Genomic DNA, 22,924 nt, shown 5'->3' with positions numbered 1-22,924 from the left:
TCGGTCAGGCCCGCCAGTCGGCGCGGTAGTGCCGCGCGAAGTCGTCGATGGTGTGCCCGGCGCGGCCGATCAGGCGCGGCAGGTCGTCCGTGACGGGCGCGGTGGCGTCCGCGCGGATGGGCGGGTAGATCGAGGCGATGGCGCGCGCCTCCTCCTTGTCACTCTCGCCGGTGGACACCAGGAACTCCACGAAGCCGTCGTCGTCCACCGGGCGGTACGTGACCTCATGGCCCAGCGCGCGGCTCAGGGCGGCCGCCACCTCGTGCCGGTCGAGGGCGGCCGGGCCGGTCAGCGGGTACACGCGCCCCGCGTGCCCGTTCCCCGTGAGGACCGTCACGGCAGCCGCCGCGATGTCGCGCGTGTCGATGAAGCTCGTACGGTGCGTCCCGGCCGGTTCCGCGAACTCGTGGCGGTCACGGACGCCGCGGCGGAACATCTGGTTGTAGTTCTGCATGAACCAGTTCGGTTGCAGGATCGTCCACTCCAGGCCGCTGGCGCGCACGGCGGCCTCGGCGTCCCCGAGCAGGTTCCCCTCGCCCTGCACACCGAACCCGCTCTGGAGGACCACGCGCGCCACGCCCGCGTCCCGCAGGGTGCGCAGTGTATCCTGCACGTCCGCGGCCTCCAGCGTCTCCGGGACGATCAGGTACGCGGCAGTGACGCCCTGCGCGGCGGCCCGCACGCTGTCCTGGTCGGTCAGGTCCAGGGGGACGGCCTCGGCGTCCGGCCAGCGGGCCGGGTCGGGGTGGCGGCTCCCGGCGCGGACGGGCTGCCCGGTTTCCAGCAGCTGGGGCACGAGTTCACGGCCCACGTTTCCGGTGGCGGCAGTCACGAGGATCATGCCCCCGACTGTACGGCCCGCTCCCGGCGGCGTGCGTCACCGGCCGCACGATCCGCCCTGAAGGTCCCCTGACCTCCGCCTCATCCCGCTGCGGGCCCAGCTGACCGGGGGCCGACGGCCCGCTGACCGTCCCGTCACGCGCCGCTGATTGTCGCCTGAACATGAGAGCCTAGCCTCCGAAACGTGAAGAAACTCCTGCTGACACTGGCCCTGGTCGGGCCCGCCGCCTCCGCCGCCCAGGCCCAGACCATCATCGAGTTCTGGCATTCCTTCGGGGACGCCAAACGCAGCGGCTGGATCCAGGCGCGCGCCGACGCGTTCAACAAGGCCAACCCCGGCGTGAAGGTCGTGCCCAGCTACAAGGGCAGCTACAACGACAGCCTCCAGGCGACCATCCTGGCCGCGCGGCAGGGCAAGGCCCCCGCCCTCGTGCAGATCTTCGAGGTGGGCAGTCAGCTCGCGCTGGACAGCGGCGCGTTCCAGCCTGTCAGCAGCGTGAAGAACGTGGACTTCAGCGACTACATCAAGCCGGTCATCAACTACTACACGATCGGCGGGAAGGTGAACAGCCTGCCGTTCAACTCCAGCAGCCCGGTCCTGTACTTCAACCAGGAGCTGCTGAAGAAAGCGGGCCTGGACCCCAAGGCGCCGCCCACCACCTTCGGCGCGCTGATGAAAGCCTGCCAGAAGATCGAGGCCGCGAAACTGGACGCCAAGTGCTTCGGCATGAGCCTGAACGGCTGGTTCGTCGAGCAGTGGATGGCGCAGCAGGGCCAGACCCTCCTGAACAACGGCAACGGCCGCCAGGGCCGCGCCACGAGCACCACCCTGGACAGCAAAGCCGCGCAGAACATCTTCAGCTTCTTCAAGACCATGCAGGACCGCGGCTACTACACCTACACCGGCAAACTGGAAGACTGGGACGGCAGCGACGCCATCTTCACGAACCAGAAGGCCGCGTTCCACATCACGTCCACCGCCGACATCGGCAACATCCGCGACGCCGCGAAGAAGAACGGCTTCACGGTCGGCGTGGGCGCGCTGCCCATCCCGGACGGCAGCAAACGCAACGGCGTCGTGATCGGCGGGGCCAGCCTGTGGATCAGCCGGGGCGTCAGCAAGGCCCAGGCCGAGGGCGCGCTGGACTTCGCGCTGTTCATGACGAACACGCAGAACATGGCCGAGTGGCACAAACTCACCGGGTACTACCCCGTGCGCCAGAGCAGCATCGACCTGCTGCGCAAACAGGGCTGGTTCAGCCAGACGCCGCTGCAACTCGTGGCGTTCAACCAGCTGACCCGCACCGTGCCCAGCCCTGCCACGGCCGGCGGCCTGAACGGCGCGGCCATCCAGACCCGCCGCATCATCGAAGAAGGCCTCCAGAAGGTGCTGGGCGGCCAGGGCGTGGACGCCGCGCTGAAGGACACCAAGGCCCGCGCCGACGCCGCGCTGGGCGAGTACAACGCGAACTTCAGATAACAGCGCTCTCCGCGCGACCCGCCCCGACCGGGGCGGGTCGCGCCCGGCGTTGAAGGAGAGGGTATGACCGACGATTCGAGGGGCGCGGCGTGCTGAGCGTCCGCCAGAAAAGGAACGCGGGCGGGCGGGAGGACCGGGCGGTGTTCCGGGGCGCGGCGCTGCCGTGGCTGTTCCTGCTGCCCAGCCTTCTGATCCTGGCGGTGTTCATCTACCTGCCGACCCTGCGCACGCTGCGGCTGGCGGGGTACCGCGCGAACCTGATCCTGGGCACCGAGCAGTGGGTGGGCCTGGGGAACATCACGGACCTGCTGGGCAGCGCCACGTACCGGCAGGTGGCGCTGCAGACGCTGGTGTTCACGCTGCTGAGCGTCACGGGCGGGCTGCTGCTGTCGCTGGGGCTGGCGTGGCTGGCCAGCCGTCCCGTCCGGGGGTCACGCGCGTACCGGCTGCTGCTGATCTACCCGTACGCGCTGAGTCCCGCCATTGCCGGGACACTGTGGCTGTTCCTGTTCAACCCGGAGATCGGCGTGGTGAACCAGCTGCTGGGTGAACTGGTGGGCGTCCGCCCCCGCTGGCTGGACACGCCGCTGTTGGCGTTCGCGCTGGTGACGGTCGCGGCCATCTGGAAGGGACTGGCGTACAACATCGTGTTCTACCTGGCCAGCATCCGGAACCTCCCGACCGACGTCATGGAGGCCGCGCAGATCGACGGGGCGACCCCCGCGCAAGTGTTCTGGCGCGTGGCGTTCCCGCTGCTGAGCCCGGTCACGTTCTTCCTGGTATTCACGAACATCGTCGCGGCGCTGTTCGACTCGTTCGCGCTGACCGACCTGCTCACGCGCGGCGGACCGTACGTGGGCCACGCGGGGATCACGACGTTCCTGGTGTACCAGCTGTACCAGGACGGCTTCGTGAACTTCCGGACCGGCGCGGCGGCCGCGCAGGGCGCGCTGATGCTGGCCCTCGTGGCGTTCGTGACGTTCATGCAGTTCCGGCTGGGCGAACGGCGGGTGCACTATGGTGCGTGACCGCCACCTGCCCCGCACCCGCACCGCCACGTCCCCGCGCGCCCGCCGGGGCGACTGGGGCACCCACGCCGCGCTGATCCTGGCCGCACTGCTGATCAGCGCCCCGCTGATCCTGGCGCTGATCAAGGCCACGCAACCGTCCAGCGCGGTCCTGAGCCCCTCCCTGCTGCCCAGCGGCGCATTCCTGAGCAACCTCGAGCGCGTGTGGGTGGACGCCCACCTGGGCCGCTCCATGCTCAACAGCCTCATCGTGGCCGTCACCGTCACCACTGGCAAGACCATCCTGGCCCTGCTGGCCGCGCTGGCCTTCGTGTACTTCCGCTTCCCCCTCAAGGGCGCGGCGTTCGCCCTGGTCCTCGTGTCCCTGATGCTCCCCACCGAGGTCCTCATCGTCGCGCTGTTCGACCTCGTCAGCCGCGACCTCAACTGGGCCGACTCATTCGCCGCGATCATCGTGCCGTTCCTCGCCAGCGCCACCGGCACATTCCTGTTCCGCCAGCACTTCCTGAACATCCCCGCCAGCCTCGCCGACGCCGCCCGCATCGACGGCTGCGGCCCCCTGCGCTACCTCACCCGCATCCTCATCCCCATGAGCTGGAACACCATCGGCGCGCTGGCCGTCATCCAGTTCGTGTACGCCTGGGACCAGTACCTCTGGCCACTGGTCATCATGCAGCGCGACGACCACCAGGTCGTGCAGGTCGGCCTACGCAAACTCATCGAGGTGGGCGGCCAGACCGACTGGGGCGCCGTCATGGCGGGCGCCGTCATCACCATGCTGCCCCCCCTGATCGTGTTCACCGCCCTGCAGGAACAGTTCAGCCGCGGCTTCGCCCTCAGCGAGGACAAGTAACCCGCAGACACACGAGAGACAGAAGACCCCCGTCCGAGTGGCGGGGGTCTTCTCTGTTGCCTTCAGCCTACTTTACAGCGAGATCAGGAAGGGGTCTTCCAGCGACTCGCAGATGAAGCGCACGAAGCGGGCGGCGTCGGCGCCGTCGATCAGGCGGTGGTCGTAGGTGAGGCTGATGGGGAGCATGTTGCGGGGTTCGAACTCACCCTTCTCCCTGTTCCAGACGGGTTCCATGCCGCCGCGGCTCACGCCGAGGATGGCGACTTCGGGGCTGTTCACGATGGGCGTGAAGGCGTGCCCGCCGATCCCGCCGAGGTTGCTGATCGTGAAGGTGGCGCCCTGCATCTCGTCGGGTTTCAGTTTGCGGTCGCGGGCCTTGGCGGCCAGTTCGCTCAGTTCGAGGACGAGGTCGGTGATGCTCTTGCGGTCGGCGTCCTTGACGACGGGCACGAGCAGGCCGACGGGCGTATCGACAGCGACGCCGATGTTCACGAAGTCCTTGTAGATGACCTGCTGGGCGTCGAGGTCGAGGCTGGCGCCGAATTTGGGGAATTTGCGCAGGGCGTTCGCGACGACCTTCATGAGGATGTGGGTCATGGTGAGCTTGCCGCCCGCCTTCTCCACGCGCGCGCCGAAGCGTTTGCGGACCTCTTCCATGACGGTCACGTCGGCCTTGTCGAAGTGCGTGACCATGGGGATGGCGGTGCTGGCGGTCATGGAGCGGACGGTGGCCTTACGGATGCCGCTCATGTCCTCGCGGGTGACGGTGCCCCACTTCGTGAAGTCGGGCAGCGGCGCGGCGGCCACGGCCGGGGCGGCGGCCGCGGGGGTGCTGGTGGCCGGGGCGGCGGCGGGCGTGGTGACGGTGGGGGTGCCGCCGGTGCGGCGCACGTCCTCCTCGCTGATGCGGCCCGCGATGCCGGTGCCGTGCACGGCGTGAATGTCCACGCCGAGTTCCCGCGCGAGGCGGCGCACGCTGGGCGCGGCGGCCACGACGGTGCGGCCGTCGAAGGTCTGGGGGTTCTGGGTGCCCTGCGACTTGGGGAACTGTGCGGCGGGCTGCTCGCCGCCGCTGATGTTCACCTTCACGACGCTGGGGGCGCTGGCCGGCGTGGAGGCTGCCGGGGCGGCCGCAGGGGCAGCCGGGGCGGGCGCGCTGGCCGGTGCGGCGGGGGCGCTGCCGCCGCCCAGGGTGGCGATCACGCCGCCCACCTTGACGGTGTCCCCGACCTTCACGTTCACGCCGGTCACGGTGCCGCCCGCGTTGGCGGGGACTTCCACGACGGCCTTGTCCGTCTCGATCTCGATGACGGGCTGGCCCTCGCTGACCGTGTCGCCTTCCTTCACGAGGACGCTGACGACGGTGCCCTGCTCGATGTTGTCGCCCACGTCCGGCAGGGTGATCTGCCCGCCGGCGCTGGCGACCGGAGCGGAGGCGGCGGGCGCGGCCGCCTCACCGGCCTGTTCCTTCTGCGCGTCCTGCTGCGCCTGCGCGACCGCCTTGCTGCTGCCGACCTCGGCCTCGTCGACCGGGCCGCTGGCGGGGGCGGCCGGGGTGCTGGTACCGCCGCTGAGGGTGGCGATCACACCGCCGACCTTCACGGTGTCGCCCACGGTCACGTTCACGGCCTCCACGGTCCCGGTGGCCTCGGCGGGCACCTCGATGACAGCCTTGTCGGTCTCGATCTCGATGATGGGTTGCCCCTCGGTCACGCTGTCCCCGGCCTTCACGAGCACCGTCACGACCGTGCCCTGCTCAATGTTGTCGCCCACGTCGGGCAGTTTCAGTTCAGTCGCCATGATTGGTTCTCCTTCGGAGAGGGGTTGATAGTTGATAGGAGATGGTTGATGGTCGACAGGTGTTCCATCAACCATCAACGGTCACCCTTTAACGCAGGACAGGAGCGTCGCGTTCCGTGTCGATGCCGAGGTCGGCAATGGCCTGGGCGACCACTTCACCCTTGATCTTGCCGTCGCGCTGGAGGGCGTACAGGGTGGCGAGGACGACGTGCTTGGCGTCCACTTCGAAGAAGTCGCGGAGTTCCTTGCGCGCCTCGCTGCGGCCGAAGCCGTCGGTGCCGAGCGTCCAGAGTTTGCGATCGAGGTGGCCGTTCAGGCCGTCCGCGCCGAGCTTGATGTAGTCGCTGACCGAGATCAGGACGCCGGGGGCGTTCTCGCGGCTCAGCTGCTGCGCGACGTACGGCACGCGGGGTTCGGCGGTCGGGTGGAGCATGTTGTGGCGCTGGGCCAGCAGGGCGTCCTGGTGGAGTTCCTTGTAGCTCGTGACACTCCACAGGTCGGCGGCCACGCCGTACTTCTCCAGCATGGTGACGGCTTCCTGTGCGGCGCCCATGGCGGGGCCCCCGGCGAGGATCTGCGCCTGGAGCTTGGGTTTCTTCATGGGGCTGCGGTTCAGGCGGTAGAGGCCGCGGATGATGCCCTCGCGGATCTCCTCGTGGCTGCGGCCGTCGGCGGGCATGGCGGGCTGGACCTCGTTCTCGTTGTCGATGGTGACGTAGTAGAACTCGTCAATGCCGTCCACGTACATGCGCTGGATGCCGCTCTCGATGATCACGGCCAGTTCGTACGCGAAGGCCGGGTCGTAGGTCTTGAGGTTCGGGACGACGTACGCCTGGAGGTGGCTGTTGCCGTCCTGGTGCTGGAGACCCTCGCCGGCCAGGGTGGTGCGGCCGGCGGTCGCGCCGAGGATGAAGCCGCGGGCGCGCTGGTCGGCGGCGGCCCACACGAGGTCACCGACGCGCTGCATGCCGAACATGGAGTACAGCACGAAGAACGGGATGGTCGGCACGCCGTGGTTGGCGTACGCGGTGCCCGCCGCGATCCAGGAGGCCATCGCGCCGTCCTCGGTGATGCCCTCCTCGAGCATCTGGCCGTCCACGCTTTCCTTGTAGGCCATCAGGGAGCCGCTGTCGACCGGGGTGTACGTCTGGCCGCGCGGGGAGTAGATGCCGATGCGGGGCACCAGGGCGTCCATGCCGAAGGTGCGGGCCTCGTCGGGCACGATGGGCACGACGAGTTTGCCGATCTCCTTGTCGCGCAGGAGTTTGCTGATGATCTGCACGGCGGCCATGGTGGTGCTCACCTGACGGTCGCCGCTGCCCTTGGCGAACTCCTCGTAGAATTCGCCGTTCGGGATGGTGGGGTGCGGGTACTCGACCTTGCGGGCGGGAATCGGCCCGCCGAGCGCCGCGCGGCGTTCCAGGGCGTACTTCACTTCCGGGCTGTCGGGGCCGGGGTGGTAGTACTCGAGGTGCTCGACCTGCTCGTCAGTCAGGGGGAGTTCCAGCGTGTCGCGCAGGTCCTTGAGGGTGTGGAAGTCGAGCTTCTTGACCTGGTGGGCGACGTTGCGGGCCTGGGCGCTCTCGCCGAGGCCGTAGCCCTTGATGGTGCGCGGAATGATGATGGTGGGGCTGCCCTGGTGCTTCACGGCAGAGGCGTACGCGGCGTAGATCTTGTTGATGTCGTGCCCGCCGCGGTTCAGCAGTTCCAGGTCCGCGTCGCTCCAGCCCTCGATCAGGGCCTTGAGTTCGGGGGTGTTGAAGAACTTCTCGCGCAGTTCCTTGCCGCCGAACGCCGCGTAGCGCTGCGATTCGCCGTCCACGAGCAGCTCGAAGCGCTTGACGATGTGGCCGTTGTAGTCCCGGGAGAGCAGTTCGTCCCACTTGCTGTCCCAGATGACCTTGATGACGTTCCAGCCCGCGCCGCGGAACAGCGCCTCGAATTCCTGGATGACCTTGCTGTTCGCGCGCACCGGCCCGTCGAGGCGCTGGAGGTTCGCGTTCAGCACGAAGATCAGGTTGTCGAGGTTCTCGTACGCGGCGAAGCGGATCGCGCCGATGCTCTGCGGCTCGTCCATCTCGCCGTCACCCAGGAACGCCCAGACCTTCGCGTCCCCCTTGGGTTTCAGGCTGCGGTTCTCGAGGTACTTGATGAAGCGCGCCTGGTAGATCGCCTGGATGGGGCCCAGGCCCATGCTGACGGTCGGGAACTCCCAGTAGTCGGGCATCAGCCAGGGGTGCGGGTAGCTTGAGAGGCCCGCGCCCTCGGGTTGCAGTTCGCGGCGGAAGCGGTTCATGCGGGCCTCGTCGAAACGGCCCTCCAGGAAGGAGCGGGCGTACACGCCGGGGCTGGCGTGCCCCTGGTAGAAGATCAGGTCGCGGTCCTGCCCGGCGCCGTGGCCGCGGAAGAAGTGGTTGAAGCCCACCTCCAGCAGCTCGGCGGCGCTGGCGTAGGTGGACAGGTGCCCGCCGATCCCGTCGCTGTTCTTGTTCGCCTTGATGACCATGGCGACGGCGTTCCAGCGGATGATGTTGCGGATCTTGCGTTCGATCTCGGCGTCACCGGGGTACTCGGGCTGCTGATCGACGTCGATGGTGTTGATGTAGGGAGTGTTCTGCTTGAACGTGATCGGCGCGCCGTGGAAGTACGCGTAGTGATCGAGTTCCTCGAGCAGTTCCGCCGCGCGGTTGTCCCCGGCGTCCGCGAACACGTACGCCAGGGAGTCCAGCCACTCCTGCGTCTCGACCGCGTTGAGCTGCTGGCGTTCCTGCGCGTTCATGCCGGCGCGCGCGGGCCGGTTAGGCGGGGCCGTGTTCTTGGGAGACTGCGTCATGCTGCCCAGCATAGGCCCCGCCGGTCCCACACTTCCAACAGGGAATTCTCATGGGATTCACCACTGACACTGGTGGGTGGCGGACGCTACGCTGAGTGGAATGTCGGTCGAACTGCGTCACCTGCGGCACTTCGTGGCCCTGGCCGAGGAGGAACACTTCGGGCGGGCCGCCGAACGCGTGTTCGTCGTCCAGCAGGCCCTCAGCAACTCCATCCGCAACCTGGAAGAGGAGGTCGGGGTGCCCCTGGTGCTGCGCACCACCCGCCGCGTGCAGCTCACCCCTGCCGGGCAGGAATTCCTGATCGGCGCGCGCGAGACGCTCGCCCTGGCCGGACAGACCGTCGAACGCGCCCGCCGCGCCGCCCGCGGAGAGGTGGGTCGCCTGAGTGTGGGCTTCGTCAGCGGCCTGGCGTTCGGCGGCCTGCCAGAGATCGTGCGACGCTTCCGCGAGCTGTACCCGAACGTCAGCGTGGACCTGCGCGAACTGACCGCGCAGGAGCAGGAAGCCGCGCTGCGCGGCGGACAGGTGGGCATCGGCCTGATGCTGCTGCCCGTGCGTGACCCCAGCCTCGACTCCCGCGCGTTGTGGCGCCAGCCGCTGGTGGCGGCTCTGCCCGCCGCGCACCCCCTGGCCCGCAAACGCAAACTGAAGATCAGCGATCTGCGCGCGGAGGCCTTCGTGTTCTTCCCCCGGCAGATCCGCGCCACGTACTTCGATCAGGTCATGCGCTGGTGCGCCGCCGCTGGATTTACCCCGCACGTCGTGCAGGAAGCCATCGAGGTGCCCACCCTGCTCTCGCTGGTCGCGGCGGGCGTCGGCGTGTTCCTCCCTATCGAGTTCTTCAGCCGCCTCTCGCTGCCCGGCGTCGCCTACCGCCCCATCGAGGACGCCCCGATCGTGGACATCGTGGCCGTATGGCGGCGCGGCGACGGCCGCAACCCCATCATCCGCGCGTTCCTGACCGTCGCGGAGGAAGTCCTGCGTGGCGACCCGGCAGAGGGGAGCCCGAAGTAAGGCCGCCCCTCACGCGCTGTCCTCCCTTAGCCCTGCGCCGGTCGCCCCGTGTCCGGAAGGCCGCGCAGGACGCCCAGAAGAACAAACGTGCCGATCACGGACAGTGCGGCGCCCATCAGGAAGGCCGCGCCGGGAAAGCCCGCGCCGGCCCCGGCGGCGTACACGCTGGTCGCCACGATGGGCCCCACCACGCCCACGAGGCTGTTCAGGCTGGTGATGGCGCCCTGCACGCGGCCCTGCTCGGTCTCGCCCACCTGACGGGAGATCAGGCCCTGGATGGCGGGGTTCGCGAGACCGCCCAGCGCCCCCACCACCAGGGACGCGTACAGCAGCGGGCCGCTGCGGGCGACGCTGAGCACCAGGAATTCCAGGACGCTGCTGACCAGCCCGGTCATGATGGTGCGCCGCTCGCCGAAGCGGGCGATGAACGGCCCGATCAGGCCACCCTGCACGGCGGCGGTCAGCACGCCGAAGAACGCCAGCGCCACGCCGTTCTGCGACGGGCTCCAGGACAGGACGCGCTCGGTGTACAGCACCCATGTGCTGAAGATCACCTGCCCGGCAAGGCCCAGCAGCACGAACGTCAGCGTCAGGCTGCGCAGGATCGGGTACTGCGCCAGCGCCGCCAGGGGCTTTAAGGGGTTCAGGTCACCCCGGCGCAGGTCGCGCGTCCGGGCCGAGGGCGGCAGTGACTCGGGCAGGACGAACAGACCGTACAGGACGTTCAGGCCGGTCAGGCCCGCCGCGACGAGAAACGGCACGCGCAGCCCGTACTCGCCCAGCAGGCCCCCCAGCGCGGGCCCCAGAATGAAGCCCACCCCGAAGGTCGCGCCCAGCAGCCCGAAGTTCCTCGCGCGCGCCTCGGGCGGCGTGACGTCCGCGATGTACGCGTTCGCGACCGTCAGGCTCGCCCCGGTGATCCCCGCCAGGATGCGCCCCACGAACAGCCACGCCAGATTCGGCGCGAACGCCAGCAGCAGGTAATCCAGCGCCATGCCCGTCAGCGCGAACAGCAGCACCGGCCGCCGCCCGAAGCGGTCACTCAGCACCCCCAGGATCGGGGCGAAGATGAACTGCATCACCGCGTACGCCGCCGTCAGCAGCCCGATCGTCCGCGCGCCCGCCACCTCCGACCCCGCCAGTTCCTTCACCAGCCCCGGCAGCACCGGGATGATCAGCCCGATCCCGATGATGTCGATCAGGGCTGTCAGGAGAATGAAGATCATCGCGGCGGGACGGGAACGCATGGGGGGCAGTGTAGGGGGTCAGGCGACCGGAGTCTGCTGGAACAGGGCCAGTTGCGTGATGGGTCCGTACTCGGGGTGCACGTCCCCCAGGTCCTGGAAGGTCACGGCGTACCCGTACTGTTCGGCGGCCGCCTGAGCCCAGGCCTGGAACTCGGCGCGGGTCCATTCGAAGCGGTGGTCCGCGTGCCGCAGGGTGCGGGCCTCCTCGAAGGTGGCGTTGTACTCGCGGTTGGGCGTGGTGACGATCAGCGTGCCAGGGCGCGCGTGCCCCAGCACATTGTCGGTCAGGGCGGTCAGGCGGTGCGGTTCTAGGTGCTCAATCACCTCGACCAGGGCGGCCGCGTCAAAGCCCCTGAGTCGGGAGTCCGGGTAGGCGAGACTGCCGTGCAGAAGCGTCACGCGGTCCCGCAGTTCGGGGCGTTCATCCAGTTTCAGACGCTCGGCGGCGATCTCCAGGCTGCGGGCACTGAGGTCCACGCCGACCAGTTCGCGGAACTGCGGCGAGCGCAGCAGGCGGCGCAGCAGTTTGCCCTCGCCGCAGCCGAGATCCAGCACGCGCCGCGCTCCGGTCTGTTCCAGCAGTGCCGCCACGGCGTCCAGTCGTGCGTCGTGCACGCGGGGCGGCAGGATGACCGGCGTGTCCGCTGAGGACTCAGCGTCGGAAGCGTCCTGCGGGTCGGTCTGCTGGTCAGTCAGTCGGGCCTGAGCCTGCGCCACCAGTCCCCGGAACCGCAGGTACCGCGCCGCGATCAGGTCCCGTTCCGGGTGGGTGTCCAGCCAGTCCTGCCCGTGCCGGAGCAGCTTGTCCACCTCGGCCTCACCGACGTAGTAGTGCTTCTTGCCGTCCAGAACGGGCAGCAGCACGTATAGGTGCCGCAGGGCGTCTGCGACCCGCACCGTGCCGCGCAGCGTCAGTGTGACGTACGGCCGCTCGCCCCACTCGGGGTACAGGGCGTCCAGGGGAATGGCCTGCACCCCGACCTCGTACCCCAATGGACCGAACAGCCGCTCTGGCAGGTCTGTCTGCCCACGCGCGGCCACGCACGGCAGGGTCAGGATAAGGGGCAGGGGCATGGCGGCCAGTTCGGGGCGATCACGGCTCTGGCCGGTCATGGCGGTCCCGAACGCGTCGCGCAGCGCCACCGACAGGAAGCTCCCGGACGCGTAGGGGCGGTCGTTCACGTAGGGTTCGAGCGTGCCGGACTCGCCGCCCGCGGGGGCGCGGGACAGCGCGACCGGGTCCACCTCGACGAGCAGCGCGGCGGTGGTGCGCTCCGGAGTGGCCTCGGGGTAGAACACCAGGGACTTCCCGAACGGCAGGGGCCGTTCCAGGGTGCGGTCCGGGTGCTTCATGAGTACGAAGCCCAGGTCAGTGGCCGGGCTGTGGGTGGTGGTGATGGTCAGGAGCATGACTGGCCCTCCAGGCCGCAGGAGAACGGAGTGGCAGGCGAGGGCATCACAGCCGCACGTCGATCGGATCGCTTTCCAGCGCCAGGACACCCAGCACGCACTCGTGCACACGGCCCGCGGCGCCCTCCGCGAAGCGGTGCAGGCCCTCCAGGCCCAGGTGGAATTCGCGGGTGGCGCGGGCGCGCTTGGCGTTCAGGGCGCGGGCCTTCAGGCGGGTCAGGTGTTCGGGGCGGGTGTACTCCGGGCCGTAGATGATCCGCAGGTACTCACGTCCCCGGACCTTCACGGCGGGCTGTCCTTGCCGCCCGGCCGGGAGGAAGTCCAGTGGTTTGACAACCATGCCCTCGCCGCCTGCGGCGGTCAGCGCGTCCCACCAGGCAGTGGCCTGCGCCTCGTCGGGAGTGCCCAGGGTCACGACGCGGTGCGCGGTCCGCCCGAAGAGGACCGGATCGGCGTCCGCCAGGGCGCCCAGTGTTGTCATGTGCCACAGGTGGTCCCGGTCGTCATGCACGCGCCCCTGGGAGGCGAGCAGGTGGAAGGGGCGGATCTGCAGGTCCTGAGGGCCGGTCACGCGCCTCACGTACGCACGGTACGCGTCGCGGTAGCGGTGCAGGTCCCCGGCGCGCTCCTGCGTGCGCGTCAGCCACTCCGCCACCGGCACGCCGCGCGCCTGAGCCGCCTGAAGGGCCGCCGCAGCGGCCGGAAGCGCCGCGTTCCCGGCGGCCCCCACAGCGGCGTACTGTCCCCTGATGAGCTCCTCGGCCTTCAGGCTCCAGGGCAGGATCTCGGCGTCCAGCAGCAGCCAGTCGGTATCCAGCGTGTCCCACAGGCCCGCGCGGGTGGCGGCCTCACGGGCGCGGGTCAGGACGTCCGCCTCCCACTCTGGCCGGAGGAACGGGCGGCCCGTGCGGGTGTAGACGCTGCCCTGCCCAGCTGCGCCGAAGCGGCGGGCGGCGGCCTCGTCCCGCGTGAGCACCAGTAGGGCCCGGCTGCCCATGTGCTTTTCCTCGCACACGACCTGCGCCGCGCCCTGCGCGCGGAAGTACGCGAAGGCCTCGTCCGGATGCTCCAGATAGTCCGGGCGGGCGCTCGTCTCGACCGGACTCATGGTGGGCGGCAGGTACAGGCACCAGCGGGGGTCCACACCGTACCGGCTGAAGGTCTCGACCGCCGCGGCGCGCTCACCGGCCCGCAGCATCACGCCACCCACCGAACGGGTCTCGATCCGCCCCGGCTTCAGGAACTCGGCCAGATCGAAGGGCGCGGCGGCGGCCGGGTCCGGCGCGGCCTCCAGCGGCCGGGCAGGCACGGCGTACTGGTCGCGCGCCGGGACGCTGCGAAGCTCCATCTCCGGGTAGCGCAGGGCGGTCAGCTGACCGCCGAATACGCAGCCGGTGTCCAGGTCGATGGTGCGGTTGACCCACCGCGCCTGCCCGACCGGCGTGTGGCCGTACACCACGTAGGCGGCCCCCTTGTACGTCGCGGCCCAGTCACGGCGGACCGGTAGGCCCAGTTCGTCGGTGCTGCCGTCCACGTCCCCGTACAGCGCGAAGCTGCGCACCCGGGCACTGCTGCGCCCCTGGTAGCGTTCGGGCAGGCCCGCGTGCGCGACGACCACCCGGCCCTCGTCCAGCACGAGGTGACTGATCAGGCTGCCCAGGAACCGCCGGACGTCCTGACGGAAGTCGGGCCCTGCCGCCCCGATCTGCGCCAGGGTGCCGTCCAGGCCATGCAGGGCCTGCACCTGCTTGCCCTCCAGCGCCCGCTTCAGTTTTTCTTCGTGGTTGCCGGGCACGCACAGGGCCGCGCCGCTGGCGACCATGTTCATTACCAGTCGCAGGACGCCCGCGCTGTCCGGTCCCCGGTCCACCAGATCGCCCACGAACACGGCCGTGCGGCCTTCCGGAGGCGTGACCTGATCTCCGTCCAGGGCGTAGCCCAGATCGGTGAGCAGGTCGCGCAGTTCGGGCAGGCAGCCGTGTACGTCCCCGATGAAATCGAACGGGCCGCGCAGTTCACGGCGGTTCGAGTACAGCGGCACGCGCGTGACCTGCGTAGTCTCCACGTCATCCACCGATCGCAGGGTCCAGACGTGCCGGAATCCCTCGCGGCTCAGGCCGCGCAGGCTGCGGCGCAGATCGGTCTGCTGACGGCCGATCACGGCGCCACTGAAGGGCCGGTCCAGGCGCGCCTCATGCCGGGCGTCCAGCACGCTGCGCGGCAGGTCCAGCACGATCGCCACGGGCAGCACGTCGTGCGCGCGGGCCAGGTCCACGAGGCGGCGGCGATCCTCCGCGCGGACAGAGGTTGCGTCCACCACCGTCAGCAGACCACGTTCCAGACGCCGCGCCGCCACGTGATAGAGACTGCTGAACGCGGCCTCATTGGCGTCCAGCGTGTGCTCACTGCCGCTGACAAGCGCACGAAAATGGTCACTGCTCAGCACCTCGTAAGCACCGAAATGACGTGCGGCAAAAGTCGTTTTTCCGGAGGATGACACGCCGATCAGCGCGACCAGGGCAAGTTCAGGCAGGGGGATCTGGGTCATGGGGCCTTCTTTCCGGTGCGGGGCACCAGCATTCACTCTATCGGCCGCGTCCGGGGGGCACCTGCGTCAAATGACCTGCCGGGCGGACCCGTACCTCAAGTTCGGATGAGTCATCCGGCTTACCGTGCACTTACGTCCGGGGCGTAAAATACGGAGATTCGTTCGGTCTGCGCCCACTCTCCCCTTTCCCACCTGTTTCTGGAGGTTACATGCTCAAGGTCACGTCCGCGTTCCAGCCCTCCGGGGATCAGCCCACCGCCATCCGTTCCCTGGTGGACGGCCTGGATTCCGGCCTGCGCTTCCAGACGCTGCTCGGCGCGACCGGCACCGGCAAGACGTACTCCATGGCGAAGGTCATCGAGGAAACGGGGCGACCGGCGCTGATCATGGCGCCGAACAAGATCCTGACGGCGCAGCTGGCATCCGAGTTCCGGGAGTTCTTCCCGGACGCGGCGGTGGAGTTCTTCATCAGCTACTACGACTACTACCAGCCCGAGGCGTACGTGCCCGGGAAGGACCTGTTCATCGAGAAGGACGCCAGCATCAACCAGGAGATCGAGCGGCTGCGGCACTCGACCACGCGCAGCCTGCTGACGCGGCGGGACACGATCGTGGTCGCCAGTGTCAGCTGCATCTACGGCCTGGGCGACCCGAAGGAGTACACGGCGCTGAACGCGGTGCTCAAGAAGGGCGGGCAGATGCCGCGTGACGAGCTGCTGGGGCGGCTGGTGAACATGCAGTACGAACGCAACGACGTGGAAATCATGCCGGGCCGCTTCGCGGTGAAGGGCGAGGTGGTCACGGTGTGGCCCGCGTACGACGAGCAGCCGCTGCGGATCGAGCTGTGGGGCGACGACGTGGAGCGCATCAGCGTGGTGCACCCGCTGACCGGGGACCGGCTGGCGGATCTGGACGCGACCGTGGTGTACCCCGCCAAGCATTACGTCTCCAGCGCGGGGAACATCGAGCGGGCCATCGTGACCATCCAGCAGGAACTCGACGAGCGACTGGAGTACTTCAGGTCGACCGGGAAACTGCTGGAGGCGCAGCGCCTGAAGGAACGCACCCTGTACGACCTGGAGATGCTGAAGGTGCTGGGGTACTGCTCGGGCATCGAGAACTACTCGCGGCACATCGACGGGCGCGCGGCGGGGCACACGCCGTACACCATGCTGGATTACTTCCCGGACGACTTCGTGACGTTCATCGACGAGTCGCACGTGACGGTCCCGCAGATCGGCGGGATGGCGAACGGCGACCGCGCGCGCAAGCAGACGCTGGTGGACTACGGCTTCCGCCTGCCGTCGGCGATGGACAACCGCCCGCTGAACTTCGACGAGTTCATGAGCAAGACCGGGCAGCTCGTGTTCGTGTCCGCCACGCCCGGCCCCTTCGAACGGGAGAACAGCGACTCGGTGGCGGATCAGATCATCCGCCCGACCGGCCTGATTGACCCGCCAGTCGGCATCCGGCCCATCCAGGGGCAGATCGAGGACCTGCTGGGCCGCGTCCGCGAGCGCAGCGCGAAGGGCGAACGCACCCTGGTCACGACCCTCACGAAGCGGATGTCCGAGGACCTCACCGAGTACCTGCTTGAGAAGGGCGTGAAGGCGCGCTACATGCACAGCGACATCGACAGTGTGGAGCGTCAGGTGATCATCCGTGACCTCAGGCTGGGGCATTACGACGTGCTGGTCGGCATCAACCTGCTGCGCGAGGGCCTCGACCTGCCGGAAGTCTCGCTGGTCGCCATCCTCGACGCGGACAAGCCCGGCTTCCTGCGGTCCGAACGCGCCCTGATCCAGACCATCGGCCGCGCGGCCCGCAACGTGAACGGTGAGGTCATCCTGTACGCCGACACGGTCACGCCCGCCATGCAGTTCGCCATGGACGAGACGCAGAGGCGCCGCGAGAAACAGATGGCGTACAACGAGGCGCACGGCATCACCCCCACCACCGTCATCAAGGGCGTGCGCGACGTCATCCGCGGCGAGGAGCAGCCCGACGAGATCAGCTCCGCCACCGTCGGCGACGACCGCGACGCCCTCTCCGCGCAGCTCACGGACCTGGAGCTCGACATGTGGCAGGCCTCCGAGGACCTCGACTTCGAACGCGCCGCGTCCCTGCGCGACCAGATCCGCGCCATCGAGGCGAAGTTGCAGGGCAAGGAATTCCAGCAGGCCACCGTCCCCGGGCAGAAGGTCCGCCGCAAGGGCAGACGCTGACCCACAACCATGAAGCGGCGGGCCACCTCCTGATCCGGGGTGGCCCGCCGCCTTGCCGGTTCAGCGTTTGAGGGTGAGGGTGCAGGTCCCAGCGTTCACGCCCGCCTTGCGCACGGCCTGGATGATCTCGTCGGTGGTGCGGGGCTCGCCGGTCGCGCTGTCGAGTTTGTCCATGTCGGCGTCCAGTTCCTCCAGAGTGCCGCTGAGGAGCACGCCGCGCACGCTGCTGCCCTCGATCATGCCCAGGCAAAGGTGAATGTCGCTGTCGTTCATCATGCCGGTGCGGACGTCCGCCGCGAGGATCATGCGGTCCTCGGGCTTCCAGCTGAACGGGCCGTTGTCCGCCTCAAAGTCCCAGCCGTCGTCCCACTCGGGGGCCTGGGTGCTCAGTTTCAGGTCGCGGGTGATGCGTTCGCCGGCGGCGGTGGTGCCGCTCATGACCCAGGTCTGGCCGGGGCGGACCAGGGCGTTCGCGGGCAGGGCTTTCGGTGCGCCGAAGGGCGTCACGGCGCGCGGGGCGGCGTTGCCACTCCCGGCGTGCGCGAGGGGCGTGAGGGTCAGCAGGGCGGCCAGCACGAGGTGTCGTTTCATGACCCCGAGCCTAGCAACGTGCGCCCCGGCCCGCTGCCTCAGGTGACAGGTCGGGCCGGGGCGCAGGACATCTTCAGTGCAGGGTGCGTTCGGGTTCGTCCGTCTCGGGTGTCTGCGCGGGCAGGATCAGGTTCGCGACGATGCCGACCAGCGCGGCGAGGGCCATGCCGTGCAGTTCGAGGCTGGTGCCCGCGACGCTGATGGGGAACGCGGCGCCGCCCAGGCCCAGCACGAGGATCAGGGACACGATGATGAGGTTGCGGCTGTGCGCGAAGTCGATCCGCGCCTCACTGAGGGTGCGGATGCCGACAGAGGCGATCATGCCGAACAGGAGGATGCTCACGCCGCCCAGCACGCCCTGCGGGAGGCTTTTCAGCACCGCCGCGAGTTTCGGGGAGCAGCCGAACAGGACGGCGAACACGGCGCCGATCTGCAGGACGCGCGGGTCGTACACGCGGGTCAGGGCGAGGACGCCGGTGTTCTCGGCGTAGGTGGTAGCGGCGGGTCCGCCGAGCGCGGCGCTGCTCATGTTCGCCAGCCCGTCGGCGAACAGGGTGCGGCTCAGGCCGGGCTTCTCGAGGAAGTTCTTCCCGACGACGCGGCCGTTCACGATGACGTCCCCGACGTGTTCGATGAACGTGACGACCGCGACGGGCGCGATGATCGCCACGGCCCGCCAGTCCAGGGTGGGTGCATGGAAGTCCGGGAGGCCCAGCAGGGGCGCGGCGGCGATGGCGTTCAGGCCGTCCTGGGTCACCTGCCCGGTCAGGAGGGACACGACGTACCCGGTGACGACGCCGACCAGGATGGGAATCATGCGGAACAGGCCCTTCCCGTAGATGCTGGCGATGACGGCGGCGGCCAGCGTGACGAGGGCCAGCCACCAGTTCGTCTTGGCCTGGTTCACGGCGACGCTGCTCAGGCCCAGGCCGATCACGATGATGACGGGGCCGGTCACGACGGGCGGGAACACCCGCAGCAGGCGACCTACGCCGAGGAGTTTCACGAGGCCGCTGAACAGCAGGTACATGGCCCCGGCGGCGATCAGGCCGCCCCCGGCGGCGGCAGGGCCGAATTCCTTGACGACCAGCGCGGTGGGCGCGATGAACGCGAAGGAGCTGCCCAGGAAGATCGGGACCTGGCCGCGCGTGAGCAGGTGGAACAGCAGCGTGGCGACGCCCGCACCGAACAGCGCGACGCTGGGGGACAGGCCGACCAGGATGGGGACCAGGACGGTCGCGCCGAACATGGCGATGGAGTGTTGCAGGCCCAGCACGATCTGGCGGGCGCTGGGGCGGGTGGGGGTCAGGGTCACGGCGGGGGCCTCCGGAGGGCATGGGTCGGCACCCGCGCGGGAGGGGCGGGTGGGGGCGGCGTTGCTCCGGGGGTTCAGGGTAGCGCACCCGCGGCCCGGCGGCTGGTCAGGTGGTCACCGGACGGGTGGGTGCCGGGCAGGCGGGCAGCGCCGGGTGGTCAGGGCGTGGGGGCCAGCGTCAGGGTGCACTGTCCCAGGCGCAGTTCGCGCGCGGCGTCGGCCTGTTCCTGCGGCGTGCGGGTCACGTCCAGAACGGCCAGGGCGCGTTCCAGCGCGGCGGGCAGGTCGCTCAGGGGGCCGCTGGCGAGCACGCCGGTCGCGCCGGGCTGACCCAGGGTGCTCAGGCGCAGCGCGCAGGCGAGGCCCAGCCCGCCCTCGCGGGCGTCTTTCAGGTCCAGGGCGATCAGCGTGTCGGCCTGCACGTCCAGCAGCAGGCTGCCGCGGTCGGCGCGGTAGGTGCCGGGCGCGGTGGGGGCGGGCGGCGCAGCGGGCAGGCGCAGGGTGGTACTCAGTACCTCGCCGTCGAAGGTGGTGGCGCTCAGCGTCCAGGTCTGCCCCGGCTGGACGGACGCGGGGGCCGGGGCGGCGAGGGCCGCGCCGAGCAGCAGGGGCAGCAGGAGGGTTGGGAGACGCATACCCTCAGCGTAGCGGGTAGGCTGGGGTGCATGAACGCGAAAGGTGACCTGATCGCGCGCGCCCTGAGCCTGGGCCTGGGCGCGCCGGAATTCGAGGTGTCGTCCGACGGTCCGCCCCACCAGCGGACGTTCCACGTGACGGTGCGGATCGGCGGCGAGCCGCTGGGCGAGGGCGGATCGGGCCGCAGCCGCAAGGACGCCGAGCGGGCGGCGGCGGATTCGGCGCTGCGCGTGCTGGACGGCGAGCCGATGGCGGACTCCGAGGAGGTCCACGACGAGGCCCCCGCCGGCCGCTGGCCGATCTACGCGGGGGTGCTGGAGGCCGCGCTGGAGACCGCCACGGAGTTCGCGGACGAGGACGCCTCGCTGGACGACGTGCGCCGCGACGCGGGCCGCCTGTACCGCGAGCTGCTGCTGGATCTCGGGCACGGGCCAGACCCCCTGTGAGCGGCGCGTGGCCGTGGCGGCCCGCCGGGGTGCTGTTCGACATGGACGGCGTCCTGACCGCGAACAACGCCTTTCACCGGCAGGCGTGGCAGGAGGTGGCGCTGGAGGTGCTGGGCCTGAACCTCTCGCCAGCTGACCTGGACCACAAGGTGGACGGGGGCCGCAATCCGGAGATCATCGAGCGCCTGACCGGCACCTACCCGGACGAGGCGCTGGCCGCCCGCTTTCACGACGCGAAGGAGGGCCGCTACCGGTCCCTGGCGGCGGGCGCGCTGCGCGAGGTGGCGGGCCTGAGCGCCTACCTGGACGCCCTGGATGGGCGCGGGATTCCGTTCTCGCTGGTCACGAGTGCTGACGCGGTGAACGTGGCGTTCGGCATGGAGCAGCTGGGCTTCGGGCCGCGCTTCGTGACGCGGGTGCTGGGCGAGGACGTCACGCGCGGCAAACCTCACCCGGAGCCGTTCCTGCTGGGCGCGCAGCGGCTGGGCCTGAATGCCGCCGACTGCCTCGCGCACGAGGACGCCGTGAACGGTGTGCGCAGCGCGGCCGGGGCGGGCTGCCGGGTGGTGGCCCTGACGACCACCGCGCCGGACTCGGCGCTGCTGGCGGCAGGGGCGGCGCTGGCCGTGCCGGACTTCACGGGCTGGGCGGCGTGGCTGGCCTGAGCGGGTACGCGGCGTGAAGGGCGCGCAGGCCGAGGACCGCGCCGCCGCGTTCCTGAGCGGGCTGGGCCGCGAGGTGCTGGCCCGCAACTACCGCATTCCCGGCGGGGAGATCGACGTGATCTCGCGCGAGCCGGGCGGGACGCTGGTGTTCACCGAGGTCCGCCAGCGGCGCTCGGCGCGCTTCGGCAGCGCGGCGGAGTCCGTCACGCCGCGCAAGCTGGCGCTGATGCACCGGGCCGCGCTGACCTACCTGACGCGCGAACTGGGCCGCGACGACCTGCCGTGCCGCCTGGAGGTGCTGACCATCGACGGCAGCGCCGGGGAAGGCACGCTGAGCCTGCACGCGGTCGAGTGACCGGCCCGCGCTAGAATCCCCGGCATGCGCAGTGATTACCTGTCGGCCGCCCGCGCCCTGCAACTGGGGCGGGAGAGTGCCGTGGAGGGCGATCAGGCGCGGGCGCTGCGCCTGTACCGCGAGGCGCTGGACCTCCTGAGCGTCCTGCCGCCCGAGCGGACGCGGGACGTGCTGCTGGCGCACACGCACCTGGCGTTCTTCCAGACGCTGGAGCTGCTGGGCGGCCCGGACGGGCAACGGCACCTGCAACTGGGCGTCAGTTACGCGCGCAGCACCCGGGATCCGCTGGCCCGCGCGATTGCCGAGGAGTGCCTGAGCGGCCTGGACGTCGTGCTGTAGCGGCTCCGGGATCTTCCAGAGACAGGGGAAGGCCCCGGCAGATGCGTCCGCCGGGGCCTTTCTGTGTTCTGCGCTTATTGACCGGGAAGGTTCAGGGTCGCGGTGGTCTTGCCGGTCTTCTTGTCGTGCGTGCAGGCCATGGGCAGCTGACCCAGGGTGTTCACGCGCTCGCCGCTGTGCACGGCGATGGTGACGGGTGCGGTGAGTGTCCAGCCGCCGCCCTCGACGGTCTGGGTGGCCTTGATGATCTCGGCGGGTTCCGCCTCGATCCCGGCATGCAGTTCATCCCCGGCCTTCAGGGGGCTGCTCTGCTCGACCAGCGTCTTGAGGGGAATGGCCTGGCCCATCGCGCCGACGGTGAGTTCCTCGGTGTCGTGTGCGATTTCCTTGCAGGCCTCGATGAACTTGTACTTGCTGATGCCGTTGGCGTCCCGGTCGCTGTAGATGGGGTTGGCGCGGACGGCGGTGGCGGTCACGAAGCCCAGGAGGGCCACGGTCAGCAGGATGGCAACCCACAGCAGCGCGCGGCCAGCGCCTCCGTGGCTGGTGGATGTGGTGTGCTTGCTCATGTCACTGCCCAGCATAGCGTCCCGCGCCGCCTGGGAATGGCGGGCGGCGCCGCAGTGTGGTCACCGGGTGGGGAACCCGGTCGGGCGCGGGTCAGTGCCAGTCGTTGTACCAGTCGTCGATGTGGGCTTCCACGCCCCGGCGGTCGGTGCGGGCCAGTGCGGCGCTGACGGTCTCGCCGGTCGCGGGGTGCGTCAGGTGCGGGTGCAGGTCGCTCAGGGGCGCCAGGACGAACGCGCGGTCCCACGCGCGCGGGTGGGGCAGCAGCAGGTCCGGCGCGTCGCTGGTCAGCTGGCCGTACAGGATCAGGTCGAGGTCGAGGGTGCGGGCTTCCCAGCGTTCGGCGCGGGTGCGTCCGGCGCGGGCCTCGATGTCGTGCAGGCCCGCCAGGAGGTCCGGGGCGCTCAGGGGGGTGTGCAGGCAGGTCGCGGCGTTCAGGTACTCGGGCTGCCCGGCGGGTCCGCCGACGGGCGCGGTGCGGTACAGCCGCGACAGGGCCTTCACCGTCCCCAGGGTCCGCAGTTCGGTCACGGCCCAGCGCAGGGTGGTCAGGGGGTCGCCCAGGTTGGCGCCCAGCGCGATGAACGCGGCGGTCTGCGGGGCGCTCACAGGTCCTCGCGGCGCAGGGTCAGTTCGGCGTACACGTCGCGGAACACGCCGGGCAGCGGCGCGAAGGGTTTGTGCACGCGCACGGTGACGTGCGTTAGACGCGGCTGCTCGCGCAGGATGCG

Annotated in this window: 21 protein-coding genes (1 of these 21 cut by a window edge); 9 read left to right on the top strand and 12 right to left on the bottom strand. The window is 69.9% G+C overall.

Annotated elements, in window-relative coordinates; translation table 11 throughout:
* Positions 1–4: 4 nt before the first annotated feature.
* Positions 5–841: an NAD(P)H-binding protein gene (locus SY84_RS11510; RefSeq protein ID WP_052751132.1), complete on the bottom strand. Its 837-nt coding sequence runs from the start codon at positions 839–841 to the stop codon at positions 5–7.
* Positions 842–1,024: 183 nt separating this feature from the next.
* Between SY84_RS11510 and SY84_RS11505 the strand changes: the two genes are divergently transcribed.
* From SY84_RS11505 to SY84_RS11495, 3 genes are all read left to right on the top strand, one after another.
* The gene (locus SY84_RS11505) at positions 1,025–2,320 is read left to right on the top strand and encodes an ABC transporter substrate-binding protein (RefSeq protein WP_081424579.1); all 1,296 of its coding nucleotides are present in this window, start codon (positions 1,025–1,027) and stop codon (positions 2,318–2,320) included.
* A gap of 89 nt (positions 2,321–2,409) precedes the next feature.
* Positions 2,410–3,348, top strand: coding sequence for a carbohydrate ABC transporter permease (locus tag SY84_RS11500; RefSeq protein ID WP_046844128.1), 939 nt, complete (start codon positions 2,410–2,412; stop codon positions 3,346–3,348).
* On the top strand, positions 3,338–4,201 hold the full coding sequence (locus SY84_RS11495) for a carbohydrate ABC transporter permease (protein WP_081424578.1): 864 nt from the start codon (positions 3,338–3,340) through the stop codon (positions 4,199–4,201). Before SY84_RS11500 ends, SY84_RS11495 begins: the two co-directional genes overlap by 11 nt.
* Positions 4,202–4,273: 72 nt before the next feature.
* Here the strand turns inward: SY84_RS11495 and aceF are convergent, their stop codons facing one another.
* Complete coding sequence (gene aceF, locus SY84_RS11490; protein ID WP_046844127.1) at positions 4,274–6,001, bottom strand: dihydrolipoyllysine-residue acetyltransferase; 1,728 nt, start codon at positions 5,999–6,001, stop codon at positions 4,274–4,276.
* A gap of 88 nt (positions 6,002–6,089) precedes the next feature.
* Positions 6,090–8,780: a pyruvate dehydrogenase (acetyl-transferring), homodimeric type gene (gene aceE / locus SY84_RS11485; protein ID WP_046845165.1), complete on the bottom strand. Its 2,691-nt coding sequence runs from the start codon at positions 8,778–8,780 to the stop codon at positions 6,090–6,092.
* Positions 8,781–8,934: 154 nt separating this feature from the next.
* Here aceE and SY84_RS11480 point away from each other — a divergent pair, with 154 nt between their 5' ends.
* Positions 8,935–9,849: a LysR substrate-binding domain-containing protein gene (locus tag SY84_RS11480; protein ID WP_046844126.1), complete on the top strand. Its 915-nt coding sequence runs from the start codon at positions 8,935–8,937 to the stop codon at positions 9,847–9,849.
* Between the two features lie 26 nt (positions 9,850–9,875).
* On the opposite strand, the gene SY84_RS11475 is transcribed toward SY84_RS11480, so the two are convergent.
* The 3 genes from SY84_RS11475 to SY84_RS11465 are packed head-to-tail and all read right to left on the bottom strand — an operon-like array spanning position 9,876 to position 15,054.
* Positions 9,876–11,096, bottom strand: coding sequence for a TCR/Tet family MFS transporter (locus SY84_RS11475; RefSeq protein ID WP_046844125.1), 1,221 nt, complete (start codon positions 11,094–11,096; stop codon positions 9,876–9,878).
* A gap of 18 nt (positions 11,097–11,114) precedes the next feature.
* On the bottom strand, positions 11,115–12,506 hold the full coding sequence (locus SY84_RS11470) for a 3' terminal RNA ribose 2'-O-methyltransferase Hen1 (protein ID WP_046844124.1): 1,392 nt from the start codon (positions 12,504–12,506) through the stop codon (positions 11,115–11,117).
* A 46-nt stretch (positions 12,507–12,552) separates the two neighbouring features.
* A complete protein-coding gene (locus SY84_RS11465) occupies positions 12,553–15,054 on the bottom strand; it encodes a polynucleotide kinase-phosphatase (RefSeq protein WP_046844123.1) in 2,502 nt (833 codons plus the stop codon).
* A gap of 209 nt (positions 15,055–15,263) precedes the next feature.
* Between SY84_RS11465 and uvrB the strand changes: the two genes are divergently transcribed.
* Positions 15,264–17,279 (top strand): excinuclease ABC subunit UvrB, encoded by a 2,016-nt coding sequence (uvrB, locus tag SY84_RS11460; RefSeq protein ID WP_046844122.1) that lies wholly within the window; start codon positions 15,264–15,266, stop codon positions 17,277–17,279.
* A 60-nt stretch (positions 17,280–17,339) separates the two neighbouring features.
* Here uvrB and SY84_RS11455 read toward each other — a convergent pair whose 3' ends face one another.
* From SY84_RS11455 to SY84_RS11445, 3 genes are all read right to left on the bottom strand, one after another.
* Entirely contained in the window at positions 17,340–17,870 is a 531-nt protein-coding gene (locus SY84_RS11455; RefSeq protein ID WP_046844121.1) for a hypothetical protein, read from the bottom strand.
* 73 nt (positions 17,871–17,943) lie between these two features.
* A complete protein-coding gene (locus SY84_RS11450) occupies positions 17,944–19,185 on the bottom strand; it encodes a uracil-xanthine permease family protein (protein ID WP_081424577.1) in 1,242 nt (413 codons plus the stop codon).
* A gap of 158 nt (positions 19,186–19,343) precedes the next feature.
* Positions 19,344–19,820: a hypothetical protein gene (locus SY84_RS11445; RefSeq protein ID WP_046844120.1), complete on the bottom strand. Its 477-nt coding sequence runs from the start codon at positions 19,818–19,820 to the stop codon at positions 19,344–19,346.
* Positions 19,821–19,850: 30 nt separating this feature from the next.
* Here SY84_RS11445 and SY84_RS11440 point away from each other — a divergent pair, with 30 nt between their 5' ends.
* From SY84_RS11440 to SY84_RS11425, 4 genes are read left to right on the top strand one after another with little or no spacing between them, the layout of a single operon-like run.
* Positions 19,851–20,267: a putative dsRNA-binding protein gene (locus SY84_RS11440; RefSeq protein WP_046844119.1), complete on the top strand. Its 417-nt coding sequence runs from the start codon at positions 19,851–19,853 to the stop codon at positions 20,265–20,267.
* 41 nt (positions 20,268–20,308) lie between these two features.
* Positions 20,309–20,932, top strand: coding sequence for an HAD family hydrolase (locus SY84_RS11435; RefSeq protein ID WP_046845163.1), 624 nt, complete (start codon positions 20,309–20,311; stop codon positions 20,930–20,932).
* A gap of 13 nt (positions 20,933–20,945) precedes the next feature.
* Positions 20,946–21,287, top strand: coding sequence for a YraN family protein (locus tag SY84_RS11430; protein ID WP_046844118.1), 342 nt, complete (start codon positions 20,946–20,948; stop codon positions 21,285–21,287).
* Positions 21,288–21,311: 24 nt separating this feature from the next.
* A complete protein-coding gene (locus SY84_RS11425; protein ID WP_046844117.1) occupies positions 21,312–21,626 on the top strand; it encodes a hypothetical protein in 315 nt (104 codons plus the stop codon).
* Between the two features lie 74 nt (positions 21,627–21,700).
* Here SY84_RS11425 and SY84_RS11420 read toward each other — a convergent pair whose 3' ends face one another.
* The 3 genes from SY84_RS11420 to folB form a co-directional block, all read right to left on the bottom strand.
* Positions 21,701–22,195 (bottom strand): hypothetical protein, encoded by a 495-nt coding sequence (locus SY84_RS11420; RefSeq protein WP_046845162.1) that lies wholly within the window; start codon positions 22,193–22,195, stop codon positions 21,701–21,703.
* 91 nt (positions 22,196–22,286) lie between these two features.
* Positions 22,287–22,802 (bottom strand): 2-amino-4-hydroxy-6-hydroxymethyldihydropteridine diphosphokinase, encoded by a 516-nt coding sequence (gene folK, locus SY84_RS11415; RefSeq protein WP_046844116.1) that lies wholly within the window; start codon positions 22,800–22,802, stop codon positions 22,287–22,289.
* Positions 22,799–22,924 carry the 3' end of a dihydroneopterin aldolase gene (gene folB / locus SY84_RS11410; RefSeq protein WP_046844115.1) on the bottom strand. It continues 258 nt past the right edge of the window, so 126 of the gene's 384 nt are visible here — the last part of the coding sequence; its start codon lies off the right edge, out of view; the stop codon is at positions 22,799–22,801. Before folB ends, folK begins: the two co-directional genes overlap by 4 nt.

Source organism: Deinococcus soli (ex Cha et al. 2016), from assembly GCF_001007995.1.
Lineage (GTDB): Bacteria > Deinococcota > Deinococci > Deinococcales > Deinococcaceae > Deinococcus > Deinococcus soli.
The sequence above is the reverse complement of the archived record's forward strand: the minus strand, read 5'-3'. Positions and strand labels throughout refer to the sequence as shown.